14 protein-coding genes are annotated in these 17195 nt (G+C 57.4%); 12 read left to right on the top strand and 2 right to left on the bottom strand.

All coding sequences use genetic code 11. The features are described from left to right. The 5 genes from H5U02_09325 to H5U02_09305 all read left to right on the top strand — a co-directional run. Positions 1-379: hypothetical protein (locus tag H5U02_09325; protein ID MBC7342629.1), on the top strand; the 379-nt coding region annotated here is incomplete at its 5' end. 20 nt (positions 380-399) lie between these two features. Continuing rightward, positions 400-1725, top strand: a complete 1326-nt coding sequence (locus H5U02_09320) for a 3-isopropylmalate dehydratase large subunit (GenBank protein MBC7342628.1) — start codon at positions 400-402, stop codon at positions 1723-1725. Then, positions 1725-2234: a 3-isopropylmalate dehydratase small subunit gene (locus H5U02_09315; protein ID MBC7342627.1), complete on the top strand. Its 510-nt coding sequence runs from the start codon at positions 1725-1727 to the stop codon at positions 2232-2234. Before H5U02_09320 ends, H5U02_09315 begins: the two co-directional genes overlap by 1 nt. Next, positions 2227-3294: a 3-isopropylmalate dehydrogenase gene (gene leuB / locus H5U02_09310; GenBank protein MBC7342626.1), complete on the top strand. Its 1068-nt coding sequence runs from the start codon at positions 2227-2229 to the stop codon at positions 3292-3294. The genes H5U02_09315 and leuB overlap by 8 nt, the downstream gene beginning before the upstream one ends. 350 nt (positions 3295-3644) lie before the next feature. Further along, positions 3645-5273, top strand: coding sequence for a citramalate synthase (locus H5U02_09305; protein ID MBC7342625.1), 1629 nt, complete (start codon positions 3645-3647; stop codon positions 5271-5273). An 85-nt stretch (positions 5274-5358) separates the two neighbouring features. On the opposite strand, the gene H5U02_09300 is transcribed toward H5U02_09305, so the two are convergent. Beyond that, on the bottom strand, positions 5359-6072 hold the full coding sequence (locus H5U02_09300) for a DUF881 domain-containing protein (protein MBC7342624.1): 714 nt from the start codon (positions 6070-6072) through the stop codon (positions 5359-5361). Between the two features lies 1 nt (position 6073). Then, on the bottom strand, positions 6074-6823 hold the full coding sequence (locus H5U02_09295; protein MBC7342623.1) for a DUF881 domain-containing protein: 750 nt from the start codon (positions 6821-6823) through the stop codon (positions 6074-6076). A 387-nt stretch (positions 6824-7210) separates the two neighbouring features. Here H5U02_09295 and H5U02_09290 point away from each other — a divergent pair, with 387 nt between their 5' ends. The 7 genes from H5U02_09290 to brxC form a co-directional block, all read left to right on the top strand. Next, on the top strand, positions 7211-8020 hold the full coding sequence (locus tag H5U02_09290) for a TIGR00159 family protein (GenBank protein ID MBC7342622.1): 810 nt from the start codon (positions 7211-7213) through the stop codon (positions 8018-8020). Continuing rightward, complete coding sequence (locus H5U02_09285) at positions 8017-8952, top strand: hypothetical protein (protein ID MBC7342621.1); 936 nt, start codon at positions 8017-8019, stop codon at positions 8950-8952. Before H5U02_09290 ends, H5U02_09285 begins: the two co-directional genes overlap by 4 nt. 248 nt (positions 8953-9200) lie before the next feature. Next, complete coding sequence (locus H5U02_09280) at positions 9201-10544, top strand: phosphoglucosamine mutase (GenBank protein ID MBC7342620.1); 1344 nt, start codon at positions 9201-9203, stop codon at positions 10542-10544. A gap of 281 nt (positions 10545-10825) precedes the next feature. Next, positions 10826-12685 (top strand): glutamine--fructose-6-phosphate transaminase (isomerizing), encoded by a 1860-nt coding sequence (glmS, locus tag H5U02_09275; GenBank protein ID MBC7342619.1) that lies wholly within the window; start codon positions 10826-10828, stop codon positions 12683-12685. Positions 12686-13104: 419 nt separating this feature from the next. Beyond that, positions 13105-13815 (top strand): hypothetical protein, encoded by a 711-nt coding sequence (locus H5U02_09270; protein ID MBC7342618.1) that lies wholly within the window; start codon positions 13105-13107, stop codon positions 13813-13815. After that, positions 13802-14365 (top strand): DUF1788 domain-containing protein, encoded by a 564-nt coding sequence (locus tag H5U02_09265; protein ID MBC7342617.1) that lies wholly within the window; start codon positions 13802-13804, stop codon positions 14363-14365. Before H5U02_09270 ends, H5U02_09265 begins: the two co-directional genes overlap by 14 nt. Beyond that, positions 14362-17195, top strand: a 2834-nt coding sequence (brxC, locus tag H5U02_09260; protein MBC7342616.1) for a BREX system P-loop protein BrxC, incomplete at its 3' end; no start/stop codon positions are given. The genes H5U02_09265 and brxC, both read left to right, overlap by 4 nt.

Here is a 17195-nt window from a genome sequence, read left to right as displayed (position 1 = left end):
ACCTACGGCTACCATCGGCCTTAGGGTAGGCGAGGAAGTATATGAAGAGGCGGCCTGCGGCGAGGGCCCGGTGGACGCTGCTTTCCGCGCCATTGAGAAGATTACCGGGGTGGAGGTCAGCCTGAAGAACTACTCCCTAAACGCGGTCACCTCCGGCTGCGATGCCATGGGGGAAGTGACGGTGCAGCTGGCCTACCAGGATAAAACCTTTATCGGCAAGGGGCTCAGCACTGACATCATCGAGGCCAGCGCCCGAGCCTACATCAATGCCCTGAACAAGATTACCTGGCAGTTTGAGGATGAGGTTAAGTCCAAACCGCCAGGAGGGGCGCGGCGCATCAACGCTGAGGCCGGGATGGCTTCGGCGGAAGTAGGCTAGAAAGGGTAGGGGGAACCGCAATGGGCATGACCATAACCGAAAAGATCCTGGCCCGCCACGCCGGCCTGGAGCGGGTGGAACCAGGACAGCTTATAAACGCTAAAGTGGATCTGGTGCTGGGAAACGACATCACCGCGCCGGTAGCCATAAAGGAATTTCTGCGCTTAGGATTGGATCGGGTCTTCGATAGCGACCGGGTGGTGCTCATTCCCGACCACTTCACCCCCAATAAGGACATTGCTTCGGCCGAGCAGGCCAAGGTGGTACGGGAATTTGCCCGCAAGTTCCATATCCGCCATTACTACGAAGTGGGGCGGATGGGGATTGAGCACTGCTTGGTGCCGGAGCTGGGGCTGGTGGGTCCGGGAGAGCTGGTGGTGGGGGCCGACTCCCACACCTGCACCTACGGAGCCTTGGGGGCCTTTGCCACCGGGGTGGGCAGCACCGACATGGCGGCAGCCATGGCCACCGGCGAGGTCTGGTTTCGGGTACCGGAGACCATTAAGGTGGTTTACCGGGGCCAGCGCCAACCCTGGGTAGGAGGAAAGGATCTTATCCTTTACACCATCGGTCGCATCGGGGTGGACGGGGCTCGCTACCAGAGCCTGGAATTTACCGGCGAGGCCATAGCCGATCTTTCCATGGACGGGCGCTTTACCATGGCCAATATGGCCATCGAAGCGGGAGCCAAAAACGGCATCTTTATCCCGGACGAGAAGACTTGGGCTTACATGGCTGAGCACCGACCGCCGGGCCTAGCTCAGGGCGGGGCGGCTCTGGCCGGTGGGGCTAGCGATGCCGGTGGGGCTAGCGATGCCACCGACTGGCTCTTTAGCGATGCCGATGCCACCTATGCAAAGATTATCGAGATCGATGTATCCGAGATCGAGCCCCAAGTGGCCTTTCCCCACCTGCCCGAGAATTCCCGGGGCATCAGCCAGGTGGGCTTTGTGCCCATCGACCAAGCGGTCATCGGCTCCTGTACCAATGGCCGGATCGAAGATTTACGGGAAGCGGCGGCGGTACTAAAGGGCCACAAGGTGCACCCGGAAGTGAGGTTAATCATCATCCCCGGCACCCAGGCCATTTACCGGCAAGCCGTGCGCGAGGGGCTGGTGGATATCTTTTTAGAGGCGGAGGCGGTGGTGAGCACCCCCACCTGCGGGCCTTGCTTAGGCGGGCATATGGGCATCCTAGCCGCGGGGGAGCGGGCCATATCCACCACCAACCGCAATTTTGTTGGCCGCATGGGACACCGGGAGAGCGAAGTCTATTTGGCTAATCCAGCTGTGGCCGCGGCCAGCGCCATTCTCGGCCGCATCGCCGGCCCCGAGGAGGTACGCTAGTGCAATACCGAGGCAGAACTTGGAAATTTGGTGATGACGTAGACACCGATGCCATTATCCCGGCTAGGTTTCTCAATACTTCTGATCCCAGGGCATTAGCAGCCCACGTGATGGAGGATGCTGATCCCGATTTTCCGAGCAAGGTCCGGCCTGGGGACATCCTGGTGGCAGGTAAGAATTTTGGCTGCGGGAGCTCGCGGGAGCATGCCCCCATCGCCATCAAGGCGGCAGGAATAAGCTGCGTGGTAGCGGATTCCTTTGCCCGCATCTTTTATCGCAACGCCATCAACATTGGCCTACCCATTTTTGAATCCCCCCAGGCTGCGGCTGCCGTCACTACTGGGGATGAAATCGAGGTGGATGCCGCCCGGGGGTTGATCGTCAATCGCACCCGGGGAGAAACTTACCCGGCCACGCCCTTTCCCGAGTTCATGCAGGAGATCATCAACCGGGGCGGCCTAATGCCCTATGTGGCAGCCCGGCTAGGGAGGAGTTTGGCCGATGGTTAAAGTAGCAGTTTTGCCTGGGGACGGGATTGGACCGGAAGTGGTGTCCGAGGCGGTCAAGGTCATGAGGGCGGTAGGCCAAAAGCACGGCATCCAGTGGGAACTGGAAGAGGGCCTAGTGGGCGGAGCCGCTGTGGATGCGGTGGGAGAGCCGCTCCCCCAAGCAACTCTAGAGCTCTGCCGCCAAAGCCAAGCGGTGCTCTTGGGAGCGGTGGGCGGACCCAAATGGGATAATCTGCCAGTCCGGCTCCGACCGGAGGTGGGGGCCTTGTTGCCGCTTAGGAAAAACTTGGGCCTCTACGCCAACCTGCGGCCGGTGACCGTCTACCCCGAGCTTCTGGGCGCCTCTACCTTGAAACCGGAAGTAATCGAAGGCGCCGACCTTCTGGTGGTGCGGGAGCTGACCGGCGGCCTCTATTTTGGTGAAAAAAAGCGGGAGAAGGTAGCCAGCGGGGAAATGGCCAGCGACATGATGGTCTATTCCACGGCGGAAATTGCCCGCATCGCCCGGGTAGCCTTTGAAGCTGCCAAAGGGCGCCGAAATAAGGTGACTTCGGTGGATAAGGCCAACGTGCTTGAGACCTCTAGGCTGTGGCGGGAAGTAGTCAATGAGGTGCACCAGGAGTACCCGGAGGTGCACCTGGAACATATGTATGTAGACAACTGCGCCATGCAGCTGGTACGTAATCCTAGCCAATTCGATGTCATCGTCACCGAGAATACTTTTGGCGATATCCTTACCGATCTGGCCTCCATGATCTCTGGCTCCATTGGTATGATGGCTTCGGCTAGCTTGGGAGGGAGGACGGCGCTCTATGAGCCGGCCCACGGCTCTGCTCCCGACATTGCCGGCAGGGGCGAGGCTAATCCCCTGGCTAGCATCCTTTCAGCTGCCCTCCTCTTACGCTATAGCGTGGGCAACCTGCAGGCTGCCCATAGCATCGAGAGAGCAGTGGCCCAGGTGCTGGCCCAAGGCTACCGCACCGCCGACATCATGCAGCCGGGTTGCCAGAAGGTGAGCACCGCCGAAATGGGCGATCTAGTGTGCCGGCACTTGGAATAGGACTTAAGTCCCAGGCTAGGCCCGACCAGGGCTTGGCCAACGCAGAGCTAAGGCCGGGAATGGGGGATGGGGGTCCACCCAAAAGAAGTATGAAAATGCCAGGGTTGCTGGCGTAAGGCGACTTTGGGCGAGCCCTGCGAGCCGTTGGCGAGACCGAGCCCGAAGGCGGGCCGGAGGGCAGGACGCCCGGAGCCGGCCACGGACATGGAGGTCCGATTGGCCGGGCAGCCCGCCGACGGGCGAGGGGGGAGCCGTACGGATCGCTGGCGAGGCCAGTCTTTCGCCGGCGCCAGCGTCCCGGCATGGGAAACGTTCCGGAAGCATCTGCAGCCAGTTTAGGGGTTGATGGTATGGCAGTCAACGATGTGGTGGATAGGGCCAAGATCTATATTTATGATACCACCTTGCGGGATGGCGCTCAGGGGGAGGGAATCAGCCTCTCCCTGGAGGATAAGCTCAAAATTGCTGCCAAGCTAGACTATCTAGGCGTGGATTACCTGGAAGGGGGCTGGCCGGGCTCCAACCCCAAGGACATGGAGTTCTACAAGCGGGTGCGTTCCTTGGGGCTCCGGCATAGCCGGGTGGTAGCCTTTGGCAGCACCCGCCGGCCGCTGACTCAGGCCGAAAGCGACTACAATTTGGTTTGCCTGGTACAATCAGGGGCCCCTTGCGGTTGCCTGGTGGGTAAAGCTTGGGATTACCATGTGGAAACTGCCCTGGGCACCACCTTGGAAGAGAATCTAGCCATGATTGCCGATAGCGTCCATTTTCTCAAAGCCCATGGCTTGGAAGTCATCTTTGATGCCGAACACTTCTTTGACGGCTTTATCCGCAACCGTGATTATGCCCTAGCTACCCTCAAGGCGGCAGCCCAAGCCGGGGCCGACTGGATCGTGCTGTGCGATACCAACGGTGGCGCTTTGCCCCACCAGGTGAAGGACATCGTGGAACAGGTGGGCGGTACCTTAGGGCCGGAGGTACGCCTGGGGATTCATACCCATAACGATGGGGAGCTGGCGGTGGCCAACGCTCTGGCGGCGGTGGCGGCAGGAGCCAGGCAAGTCCAGGGGACCATAAACGGTTATGGGGAGCGCTGCGGCAACGCTTGCCTAGCCTCGGTAATTCCCAACCTAGAGCTCAAGCTGGGCTATGCCTGCTTGCCTCCAGGGAATCTGACTCGGCTGACCGATGTCTCCCGCTATGTAGGGGAGATTGCCAACGTGGTTCCCCATAACAGCCAGCCCTTTGTGGGCCGGAGCGCTTTTGCCCACAAGGGCGGGGTGCATGTGAGCGGCATCCTCAAGGACGCCACTACCTACGAGCACGTGGATCCCCGGGCGGTGGGGAACGAACGGCGGGTATTGATTTCCGAGCTCTCCGGGGCCGCAAACCTCCGCTACAAGCTAAAAGAGCTGGGAGTGGATTTGGAGCTGGGCGATGCGGTCCGGGCGGTGGTGGATGAAATCAAGCGGCTCGAATACGAGGGATTCCAGTTTGAAGGGGCCGATGCTTCCCTGGAGCTTTTGGTGCGCAAAACTCTTGGGCATTATGCCCCTGCCTTTAAACTAGAGTCCTTCAAGGTCCTGGTGGAAAAACATGCCGACCGAGACATGATCTCGGAGGCGGTGATTAAACTTCGGGTCAAGGACCACGTGGTCCACACCGCCGCCGAAGGCAACGGCCCGGTAAATGCCCTGGACAATGCCCTGCGCAAAGCTTTGGAGGACATCTATCCGGTGCTCAAGCGGATGCGGCTCACCGACTACAAGGTGCGAGTACTGGATGAAAAGGATGGTACTGGTGCCAAGGTTCGGGTGCTGATTGAATCCCAGGACGGTGCTTCCTCCTGGAGCACGGTGGGAGTATCGGAAAACATCATTGAAGCTAGCTGGCAAGCGCTGGTGGATAGCATGGATTATGCCCTGCTGCGGGAGGAGAGGGGCGCCCTCCCTTCCGACCAGGCCAAAGCGGCCCCTTAGCCCCCGAGCTCCGTTTGGGCACTTGAGGCGAAGCTAGCCTAGCCCGCAAGGATCATCGGGAGCAAGTGGAAGCTCAAGCATACCCTCAGCTTTTGATCTTGGCATGTTGAAGGCTAGGGAGGTTGGTGGCCGCCGGCACGTCAATCTTTTCCTTTTCGCTAATGACCGGAGGCACTTTGTACATGGTGGTGAAGTTGGAGACTATGCCTCCGGGGTAGGTAAGGCCGGTCTTTAGGGTGTGCGGGTCGCCGATGGCCTTGACCACGATGGGGAATAAAAGCGGCTTGCCGTTTATAGTTATCCCTAAAGTTTCCTCCTTCTGGGTGAAGCCGATGGCAGTGTAAGCGGTGATGCGGTGCTCATTTACGGCAATGGCCTGGGCTCCGGCGGTCCAAAGTTCGTTGATCAAGTCAATCAAGTCCAAATACAGGATCGGGGTATCGCCGGTTATGGTTACAGTGATCCCGGGACCGGAGGCCGGCAAGGCCCCCAGGGCCAACTCCAGCTTTTCAATATCCTTGGCGGCGTTGGCAATGGTAGTTTGGCGCGAGTTGATGGCCTGGGAAAGCTTAAACTGCTGCTGACGGAGCTTGTCGATTTCCTGCTCCAGCGCCCCCCGCTTCTGCTCCAGCGAATCCCAAATGGCCACTAAATCCTCGGTCTTTTGGGCAGTGAGGACCTTGGCCAGATCCTGCTGGGTGCGAAACTGAATGGAAAGCATGATTCCCAAAACCAGGAGGACGCAGGTTAAGGTTAGAGTCCAGCTTTTGGGTTGGAAAGCTTTTCTTAGAACCGCCACCCTAGGAATTCTCCTTTTCTCCGAGAGGCTTTAAGGCATCTACTTTCAAGTTGCTGCGGTAAGCCGGCAGCTCCAAGTGTTGGCTTTGGGAAAGCTTAACCGGAAACTGCCGCAGCTTCAGGTAGGGAAACTCTTCCCCGGAGGCGATGGCTTGTTCCAACCGGGCCGGGTCGCCGATGGCCTTGATTTCGTAGGGTGGCGCCAGTGGCACCTGGTTAATGTTGATTACATTGCCTTGGCAACGGATCTCGGTGGTGCCCACCACCCGTTGGTCATTGACGGCGATGGCTTCAGCCCCTGCCTCCCTTAGCTCGTTCACTATATAAAGGATGTTCTTGTCATGGATGATCCAGTCTTCAGGCTGGTAGGTGCTAGGATCAGTCTTGGCTGCCTCGGCTCCGGCGGTGTTGTCATCCAGGACAATTACAATCCCCGGCCCTTGCACCGGTGTCAGGCCCGCCAGGCCCTGGAGCTGGGTAAGCTTATCCTGGAGGCCGCTGACTTCATTTTCGCCGCTGAGCTGGCTATCCTGCATATCCTTGATCTGCTTTCGCAGCGCTTCCATTTCTTTCCCTAGCTGGTCAATTTGTTTTTTGCTGTTTTCGATGGCACGGACTAAGGCCATATTGCGATTTTCTTGGGTGGAAGCTCGTTGAGCCAGCTGAGCCTGAATTTGGGATACCAACAAGAACCCGGAAATGACGCCAATGATGGCCACATAGGCTTGCCAAGGTTTGACCCGAAGGCGCAAAGTCCCATCCCTCCTTGTCCACTTTAGTGTAATGCAACTTGAGTTAGTTAACAACTGCAATCCATTCCTACGGGGGAAAATTATACTATTTGCGCCAAGCCCTAGCTCAAACCGTCTGGTGCTTGTACTGTACCCAGGGAAAATTGTACTGCTTGGGCCAAACCGCAGAGTTCGGAGGCTTGCCCCGAATGCGGGAACCTTGCTCAACAGCAGGCCGTCCTAATCGACGGGAAAATTGTACTATTTGCGTATAAAAGGGATTTGGGGTCGACTGTTGAATAGTTTCTGAGGTTCCCGCATAATAAAGACGCGTTGGCCAGCAAATGGTTCGGCCCCAACTGGTTGGACAAGGCTGGTGAGGTGAAGGGCTTGGGTTCCTGGTTTAATATGTTCCGCTTCTTCAACTGGTACGATTATGTTCTCATGGTAGTCGACATTGCGGTAGTCAGCTATGTTGTCTATCGCTTTTTCCTCTTCATCCGCGGGACTCGGGCCGTCCAGTTGATCAAGGGCTTGGCGGTGTTGGCCATCGCCTATCTCATCAGCTGGGCCTTAAACCTGGTGGTAATCAAATGGATCCTTGACCAGCTGCGGTTGGTTATCCTGGTGGCGCTGCCGGTGGTTTTCCAGCCAGAGCTAAGGCGCACCCTGGAGCAGCTGGGCAGGGGGAGATTCTTTGGGGGGCCGGTTGGCCTTCTGGGTCCCGAAGATGCCACTCGAATCATCGATGAGGTGGTGCGAGCCACCCAGGTAATGAGCCGGCGCAAGACCGGGGCCTTGGTGGTGCTGGAGCGGGAAACTGGACTAAATGAGTTTATGGAGACTGGAGTCAAGGTGGATGGCCTAGTGTCATCGGAATTATTACTCAATATTTTTGTGCCCAATTCTCCCCTCCACGACGGGGCGGCCATAATCCGCGGCAACCGGGTGGCGGCGGCCGGGTGTTTTTTACCCCTTTCGGATAGCCCATACCTGAGCAAGCAGCTGGGCACCCGCCATCGGGCCGGCCTCGGCATATCGGAAATCTCGGATGCGGTGGTGGTAATCGTTTCCGAGGAGACAGGGGCCATCTCGGTGGCGGAAGATGGGAAGCTCACCCGCTACCTAGAGGCCAACGATTTGCGCCAGCTCCTGCAAGAACTGTTGATCGCTGAACCCAATTCCACTCCGTGGTGGGGCCGGAGGGTTAAAGAGTGAAGGATTTTTGGAACTCGGACTTATTCTTAAAGATACTTTCGGTGGCCATTGCGGTGGGGCTATGGTTCTATGTGGCTGTGGCCACCAACCCGGTGCGGGAAAATGTCCTGGATGTGCCTTTGGAGGTCCGGCAGCTAGCTGATAATTTGGTCGTGGCCCAAAAGCCCAGTCGCGTCCAGGTGCGGGTGCAGGGAAAGGGGGGAACCGTGGACCATGTGCTCCCCCGGGAGATCCAAGCTTACCTAAACCTGGGTGGGGTGCACCTGGGGGCCAATACCGTGCCGGTGCAGGTGACGGTGCCGCCTTCCTTGAAGCTGGTGGCGGTGGAACCGGCCCAGGCGGAAGTAATCATCGACCAGAAGGCCTCTCGGCCCGTGGAGGTAGAGCTGGTAGCCAAGGGCAAGGTGGCGGCCGGGGTGCAGGCGGCAGAGCCGGTACTCAGCCCTTCCCAGGTAACGGTGAGCGGGCCCGAGGCGGTTTTAAGCCAAGTCCAGCGCATCGTAGCGGAAGTGGACCTTTCTGGGCGCAATCAGGATTTCCGGGGCGAGGTTCCGCTCCGGGCCCAGAGTAAGAATGGCCAATACCTGGACGAGTGGGTGGAGATTACCCCGGCCACCGCCTCGGTATGGATCCCCATCGTGGCCGAGCAGCCCAGCCGAGTGTTGCCGGTAAGGGTGCAGGTGAGCGGGCAAGTAGCGCCTGGCTATCAGGTTCAGCGCATCCTGGTCAGCCCTCAGACGGTGGTGGTTTTTGGACCCCAGAACGTGCTGGACCAGCTCCTGGCCATCAATACTGAGCCTATCGATATCAGTGGGGCCAAACGCACCATTACCCAGGAGGTCAAGCTTCAGGTGCCGGCCCAGACTAACTTGCCGGGAACTCTCCAGGTGATGGCGGTGGTGGAGATAGGCAAAACCGCAGGCGGGGCCTAGGCTTTGGCAGCCGCGGGGGCAGTGGCGTCCCGGCTGTGATGGCAGTAGCAAAGGCCAGGCAATCTAGGAGTTTCCGCCCAAGCCCTTAGGCTTGAGCCAGACTGGGGCCCAATAGGCGCGCTGGCGCATAAACATATAGTATGAGGCGAGGCATAACTGATATAATGGGCGCGGCCATAATCAGCAGGCCGCCACATAGTTTAAGCCGCGGAACATCAACATGACTTGGCAAGCGGGGGGAGAAAGTTTTGGGTAATCTCTTTGGTACCGACGGAGTTCGGGGGGTGGCCAATCGGGAGCTCTCAGCGGAATTGGCCTTTAAGTTGGGTCGAGCTGGGGCTCTGGTGCTTTCCGAGGGCAACCGGCGCCCCCGCATCGTGTTGGGGCGGGATACCCGCATCTCCGGGGATATGCTGGAGGCAGCCTTGGTGGCCGGGATTTGTTCCATGGGTGGAGATGTGCTCAAGGTGGGGGTAGTTCCTACCCCGGGGGTGGCAGTGTTGACCCGGCTTTTAGGTGCCGATGCGGGAGTGGTCATCTCTGCTTCCCACAATCCCATGGAAGATAACGGCATCAAGTTCTTTGGCGGCAATGGGTTCAAGCTCCCAGATGCGGTGGAAGAAAAAATTGAGCAGGCCATAGCTACCTCAGCTTGGGATGCTACCCCGGCGCCGGTAGGCAAAGAGGTGGGGAGGGTAGTTGAACTTCCCGATGCCCCCTTGCGTTACATCGATTATCTGGAGGAAGCCATACCCTCTAACTTGGCGGGCCTGCGCATAGTGGTGGATTGCGCCAACGGGGCTTCCTACCGGCTGGCCCCCAATTTACTGGGCGATTTGGGGGCGGAGGTGGTGGTTATCAATGCCAGCCCTGATGGAGTCAATATCAACTCCGCCTGCGGCTCCACCCATCCGGCCCAGCTGCAGCAGGCGGTAGTCCACCATGGCGCCGATCTGGGGCTAGCCTATGACGGGGATGCCGATCGGGTCATTGCCGTGGATGAGCGAGGCAACCTGGTGGATGGCGATGCCATCATGGTCATCTGCGGGCTCGAGCGTAAGCGCCAAAAGCGGCTTTTGAATGACCGGGTGGTGGTGACGGTGATGAGCAACCTAGGCCTACACCAGGCCTTCCAGAAGGAAGGGGTGGAGGTAATTCAGACCAAGGTTGGGGACCGCTACGTCCTTGAGGAAATGCTGAAGAGCGGGGCCGCTCTGGGCGGTGAACAATCGGGCCATGTAATCTTTTTGGATAATCAAACCACCGGCGATGGCCTGCTTACCTCTCTAGAGCTTTTACAGGTGATCTCGGCCACTGGCGCCGACCTGTCCGAGCTGGCTAAGCAGATGCAGCGCTTGCCCCAGTTGATGGTCAATGTGCGGGTGCGGGACAAAAACGGCCTCGACCATTGCCAGCCTCTCAAGGAGGCAGTCCAAGCGGCCCAAGAGCAGCTGGCGGGCCGGGGGCGGATATTGGTACGGCCTTCGGGGACCGAGCCGGTGTTGAGGCTGATGGCCGAAGGTCCTGATGAAGGGGAACTCAAATCGATTTTAGGCGGTCTAAAAGAAGTGGTGGAAAGGTATCTAACCTAGCCGCCGCCCAACCAGGCATGAAAAGAGCGAGCCAATTATGGCTAGGGGGTGAGAATGAAAGGGTAAGTCGAGGAAGGGCGAGTCCCATATTTTAAAAAAGGTCGCCGAGGAATCTGGTTAGCGCCAGGACCGCTAGCCTCCAGGGTTTAGCGGTCGACGAGGTGAGGGTTTATCGAAGCTTTCGGCGGATGCCCTCCGGTCGCCTACGACCGTTAAAGGCGTTACAAAGCCCGTGAGCAATCGCGGGGACAAAGGACGCTGGGTAGGAGAAAGGAGACGAGATGTGCGGAATAGTTGGCTATGTAGGTAGCCGGCCGGTGGTACCTGTGTTGCTTGAAGGCCTGCACCGGCTGGAATACCGCGGCTACGATTCAGCTGGCATTGCCGTGCTTAACGATAACAAGCTTAAAGTAAATAAAGCTAAAGGTAAGTTGGCAGTTCTTGAGGAAAAGCTTAGTCAAACCCATGTCGCCAGCAACATCGGCATTGGCCATACCCGGTGGGCCACCCACGGAGCGCCTTCCGATACCAATGCCCACCCCCACACCGACTGCTCGGGCACGCTGGCGGTGGTTCATAACGGGATCATTGAGAATTACCAGGAGCTAAAGGTCAAGCTCTTGGCGGAAGGCCACGTTTTTACCTCCGAAACCGATACCGAAGTCCTGGCCCACCTGATCGAGAAGTATTTAAAGGAGCGCGGAAGCCTCCTGGAGGCGGTCCGGGCGGCGGTGGAGGCGGTACGGGGGTCGTACGCCCTGGCGGTGATCTCCGAGGCAGCTCCGGGAGAGATCGTAGCCGCCCGCAAGGATAGCCCGCTGGTGGTAGGCTTAAATGATGGGGAATATTTCCTGGCTTCCGACATCCCGGCCTTGTTGCCGTACACCCGGGATACTCTCCTGATTGACGATGGCGAGGTCATCCGCCTGAGCCGCGGTGGGGCTGAAGTTTTTGGTCCCGATGGCTTGCCGGTGACTAAGGAGATCTTCCGGGTCAAGTGGGATGCCAAGGCGGCGGAGCGGGAAGGCTGGGACCACTTCATGCTCAAAGAGATCTTTGAGCAGCCCCGCGCCCTGCGCGATACTCTGGCCGGGCGGCTTACACCCGGCGAAGGCGGTTTAGGCTTTCTTCCTAGCCTTGAGGAGCTAGGGCTTGAGAAGGACTATATCAACAGCTTGCGGCAGATCCACGGCGTAGCTTGCGGTACCGCTTACCATGCCGCCATGGTGGGGAAGCGCCTGTGGGAGCACCTGGTGGGCCTGCCGGTGGAGGTGGACCTGGCCTCGGAGTTTCGCTACCGGGACGTGCCCCTTTTGGGGCCGGAGACCTTGGTGACGGTGGTCAGCCAGTCGGGCGAGACCGCCGACACCCTGGCGGCGCTGCGCGAGGCCAAGGGGCGGGGCAGCCGAGTGCTGGCCATTACCAACGTGGTGGGAAGCTCGGTATCCCGGGAAGCCGACCATGTCCTCTATACCTGGGCCGGGCCGGAGATAGCCGTAGCTTCTACCAAGGCTTATACCACCCAGCTTTTGGCCTTAGGCCTGATCGGCCTGTATTTGGCTCAAATTCGCTGCAGCCGTACCTTTGACCGGCGGGAGCTGGCTTGGCTGGGGGCTGAGCTAGCGGAGATACCCCGGAAGGCCCAGCAAACCCTGGATCTCAGCCAGCAGGTGCGGGGGCTGGCGCAGCGGATCGCCCAGCATCAAAACGCCTTCTTCATCGGCCGGGGGCTTGACTATGCTGCGGCCCTGGAAGGGGCGCTCAAGCTCAAGGAAATCTCCTATATTCACGCCGAGGCCTATGCCGCCGGGGAGCTGAAGCACGGAACCCTGGCCCTCATTGAGGAAGGGGTGCCGGTCGTCTGCTTGGTTACCCAGCCCCACCTGGCCGAGAAGACCATCAGCAACATCAAGGAAGTCAAAGCCCGGGGCGGCTGGACCATCGGCGTGACGGTGCCGGAGGTGGAAAGCCAGGTGGCCGAGGCGGTGGATGAGATGCTGGTCCTGCCCCAGACGGCGCCCCAGTGGGTGCCCATCCTGGCGGTCATCCCGCTGCAGCTTTTGGCCTACTATGCTGCCGTTGCCCGCGGCTGCGACGTCGATCAACCCCGCAACCTGGCCAAGAGCGTGACGGTGGAGTAGATACCAGAGTAGGCACACCCATGCCTTCCGCGCTGGCTAATGACCGGGTGATAAAGAAACGGCAGTGTGGGCGCTAGGCCAAAATCGAGCATAAGGGGACAAGGGAACCAATTCCCTTGTCCCTTTTGACGTTCGCGCAGGAGGCCAAAAGAAAGCCTGTTGCTACCAGTACCCAGTTCTCCAGCTATCAAACTTCCAGTAAACAGAAAAGTTCCACTCTTATTCTTGCTAAGCCTTCCAAAATAAGTTAGGATAAGTTTGACGGCAAACTTGCCGGCGAAAAAGGCGGTGCAACATACGTGACTAATGATCCGATTCTGGTCGAAGCCATGCAAGGTCAAGCTCCCCCACCCTATACCTTTTGGGAGCAGCTCGGTTTCCGCTTTGGTGACAAAGGCACTCATACTAGCAGGACTATCATGATAAGAGATCTGTCGTTGCTATTTCAGCAATGCGGCGAAAAGGCCACCCGTGACATATACGTGAACGCCATTGTTGGCAATAATTGCTTGGGGAAGCGGACAGTCGCAAATCGAAGAATTTCTAGCCAGCGGATGCGGGAGTTATACGGTCTTGATCCATCGCTAGCTATATTTAGGGTTTTACGTTGCTTCTGGGACATGGACGAAAAAGGGCGTCCCCTCCTAGGTTTGCTTGCCGCTATGGCTAGAGATCCTCTGTTGCGGGTCACCTCTTTGCCCATCTTGCAAATGCGGCCTGGAGAGGAACTGGCCCGGCAGCAAATGATTGACGCTCTTCGGGAAAACACGAGGAATAGATTCAATGACCGTACGCTTGATAAGGTCGTGCGCAACGCTTCTTCCTCCTGGACCCAATCCGGTCACCTAAAAGGACGGGTTCGGAAGATTCGTCAGAAGGTTGAGCCTACGCCTATCGTTACCAGCTATGCTCTCCTTTTGGGTTACTTGCTGGGTGCTCGGGGGCCTGGTCTGTTCAAAACACTATGGGCCAGGGTGCTGGATACCTCGGCGGAAGAGTTTACCTCCCTAGCGGTGGAGGCTAAGCGCCTTGGCTTTTTGGATATCAGGTATGCTGGGGGCATGATCGAGGTTTCAGTTGACCGGATGCTGACTGAGGATGAAAGGAGATTGATCCGTGGGAAGAATTGAGGAGCTAGCTAACCGCTATCGCAACCACATCGCTACACCATGGCAGCGGAATCTAGCTGGTGAGCAAAGGACCATCTTTATTGTCTATCCTAAGGCCGAGGAGCGAAGAATTCGGGCTAGGCTAGAGCTCTTTGAAATGGCCACCGTTGGTGCCGGACATAAGTGGAAGTTGGTGGACTTCACCAAGACCTTTGCCCGGTGGATGTGCTCCTTGGAATACAAGGAAATCTACTTCCAAGAGCCGGAAGACTTAGCGATGCCGCTTGAAACCGAGTTTCTACATTTTGCAGCTGAAGAGCTCCGCCAAGCGCTCACTGATAAGGATGTTGACGCTAATACTGTAGTTGCTGTCTATGGCGTGGCCAGTCTATATGGGTTTACCAAGCTTTCGCTTGTTTTGAGGGAGGTTGTACGGGATATCCGTGGTCGACTGCTAGTGTTTTTCCCCGGCGAATTTGAAAACAACAATTACCGCTTACTTGATGCCCGAGATGGGTGGAATTACTTGGCCATTCCCATCACCTTACATAATGGGGTGAATGACCTATGAGAAACTATGAGATCTTCCAGCGTGACCCCGTTGCTTCAAGGCTAGTTAACGACGGAGTAGCCACAGTTGCGGAAGCGACAACCTCAAAGGAGATTGAAACCCTCCGCTATGAATTGGAGCATTTCGTTTGCGAAGGACAATACAAAGATGGACTCATACGTATCCTAGAGTCTTACTTGAGCAATGTGAATTCCACCAGCCAGCCAGCTGTTTGGGTGAGTGGCTTTTTCGGCAGCGGTAAGTCCCATCTCCTGAAAATGCTGCGTCATTTGTGGGTTAACACCAAGCTCGGTACGGATGGAGCCACTGCTCGGGAATTAGCTTCGCTACCAGTTGAAGTAAAGGATCTTCTTAAAGAGCTTGATACTCTAGGGAAAAGATGTGGTGGACTTCATGCCGCGGCAGGGACGCTGCCGTCTGGAGGAGGGAAGAGTCTCCGCCTTGCTGTTCTCAGTATCATCTTCCGGTCGAAGGGCCTGCCGGAGTCTTTGCCGCAGGCGCAGTTTTGCCTTTGGCTACAAGAAAACGGAATCTATGATAAGGTCAGGAGGCTCGTTGAAGACCAAGGTAAGGATTTTCGACACGAGCTACGCCATCTATACGCTAGCCCGGTGTTGGCTCAAGCGCTGCTTGAGGCCGACCCTAATTTTGCCCCAGATCCCAAACAGGTGCGGGTTACCATTCGTACTCAGTTTCCCGATGCGGACGATATCCCGACGACCGAGTTTATTCGCATCATTCGGGATGTCCTATCTGTAGACGGCCAGCTTCCCTGTACGGCAATTGTGCTGGACGAAATCCAGCTGTTTATCGGTGACAGCACGGCTCGTTCATATGATGTTCAAGAGGTAGCTGAGGCCCTTTGTAAGCAGCTTGATAGCCGGATACTGCTTGTAGGCGCTGGCCAAACGGCGCTAAGCGGCAGCCTTCCGCTTCTCCAGAGATTAAAGGATCGTTTTACCGTACCCGTGGAACTTTCTGACACGGATGTCGAGACTGTTACTCGCCGGGTAGTGCTGGCTAAAAAGGCAGACAAGCTTAAAAGCATCGAAGAAGTATTGACCGCCCACGCTGGCGAAATTGAACGCCAGCTTGTGAGTACCCGAATTGCCCCTCGAAGCGAAGATCGGAACATCATTGTTGAAGATTACCCGCTTCTGCCTACCCGGCGCCGGTTCTGGGAGCATGTCCTTCGCTCTGTTGACATTCCCGGGACTAGCAGCCAACTGCGTACCCAACTGCGCATTGTTCACGATGCTGTGCGGGAGGTTGCCGCCCAACCTTTGGGTACGGTCATACCGGCGGACTTCATTTTTGACCAACTCCAGCCGGATTTGCTGCGCACTGGGGTTCTCTTACGGGAGATCGATGAGATCATTCGTAACCTAGAGGATGGGACGCCGGAGGGCTCGTTAGCCAAACGCCTCTGCGCCCTCATATTCCTCATTCGCAAGCTCCCTCGCGAAGGCATCGCCGACATTGGCGTCCGTGCCACTGCCGACATGTTGGCGGACCTTTTGATCAGCGATCTAGCCAATGACGGGCCTACCTTGCGGAGAGAGATTCCCCGGATTCTCGAGGAATTGGTTGAGCAGGGGAAGCTCATTAAGCTGGATGAAGAATACAGTCTGCAGACTAGGGAAAGCAGTGAATGGGACCGCGAATTCCGCAACCGGCAAACCCGGCTAAATAGCGACTTTACAGCTTTGTCTAGCAAACGTTCGGCACTGTTGAATTCGGCTTGTATGGACGTCCTTGGAAACATCAGACTCCTCCAGGGGAAGTGCAAGGAGCCGCGTAAGCTGGCGATTTATTTTGGCAGTGAACCACCCGAGGCCAAGGGCAATGAGATCCCGGTCTGGGTTCGCGATGGCTGGGGAGAAAGCGAAAGCGCTGTAGTGGCCGATGCCCGGGCTGCGGGTAGCGATAGCCCGACCATTTTCGTGTATATCCCCAAGTTGAGCGCCGAGGATCTGAAAAAAGCCATTCTCGAATACGAGGCGGCTAAGGCAACCATCGAGTTTAAGGGTACCCCTAGCTCAGATCCGGGACGGGAAGCTCACGATGCCATGGTTACCCGCATGAGAATGGCAGAGGCCACCCGAGACAGCATTATTCGGGAGGTAATTAATGCGGCTAAAGTGTTCCAGGGTGGGGGTCAGGAGCGGGTTGAGCATTCCCTGGAGGAAAGAATACGCGAAGCCGCTGAGGCCTCCTTAGATCGCCTGTTTCGAGAGTTTCGAGAGGCCGATGACGACAGGTGGCCAGCCGTTATTAATCGAGCTAAGAATGGCGACGAAGCCGCCTTCCAAGCTGTAGGGTGGAATGATGCGCCCGAAAAACACCCAGTCTGTTCGGCTATTCTTTCTGGCATTGGTTCTGGCAAGACAGGCAAGGAAATTCGCGAAACCTTTGAAAAAGCACCTTATGGTTGGCCGCGTGATGCTATTGATGCTGCTTTGATTACGCTATTTACCACTGGACACCTCCGCGCTCTGTATAAAGGTGTGCAACTTGACCGCGGTCAATTGGATCAAGCCAAGATTTCGGCCACCGACTTCCGAGTAGAAACGGTAACCATAGATGTCCGCAGCCGCATGAAGCTGCGAAATCTTTTCCAAACTGCTGGGTTTAACTGTAAAGCGGGCGAGGAATCCTCAGTAGCCGGGCAATTTCTTGCCAGGCTTGCAGAATTGGCCGATCATGCCGGTGGCGATCCGCCCCTGCCCCAGCGTCCATCCAAAGCTCACTTGGAAGAAATACGGGGGCTGGCAGGTAACGAACAGCTGGCAGCAATTCTGGAGCAGTCCGACACTTTGCTCGAGCAGCT

It is taken from the genome of Clostridia bacterium (assembly GCA_014360065.1).
Taxonomy (GTDB): domain Bacteria; phylum Bacillota; class DSM-521; order Neomoorellales; family JACIYF01; genus JACIYF01.
This window is presented reverse-complemented; position numbering and strand designations above follow the sequence as displayed.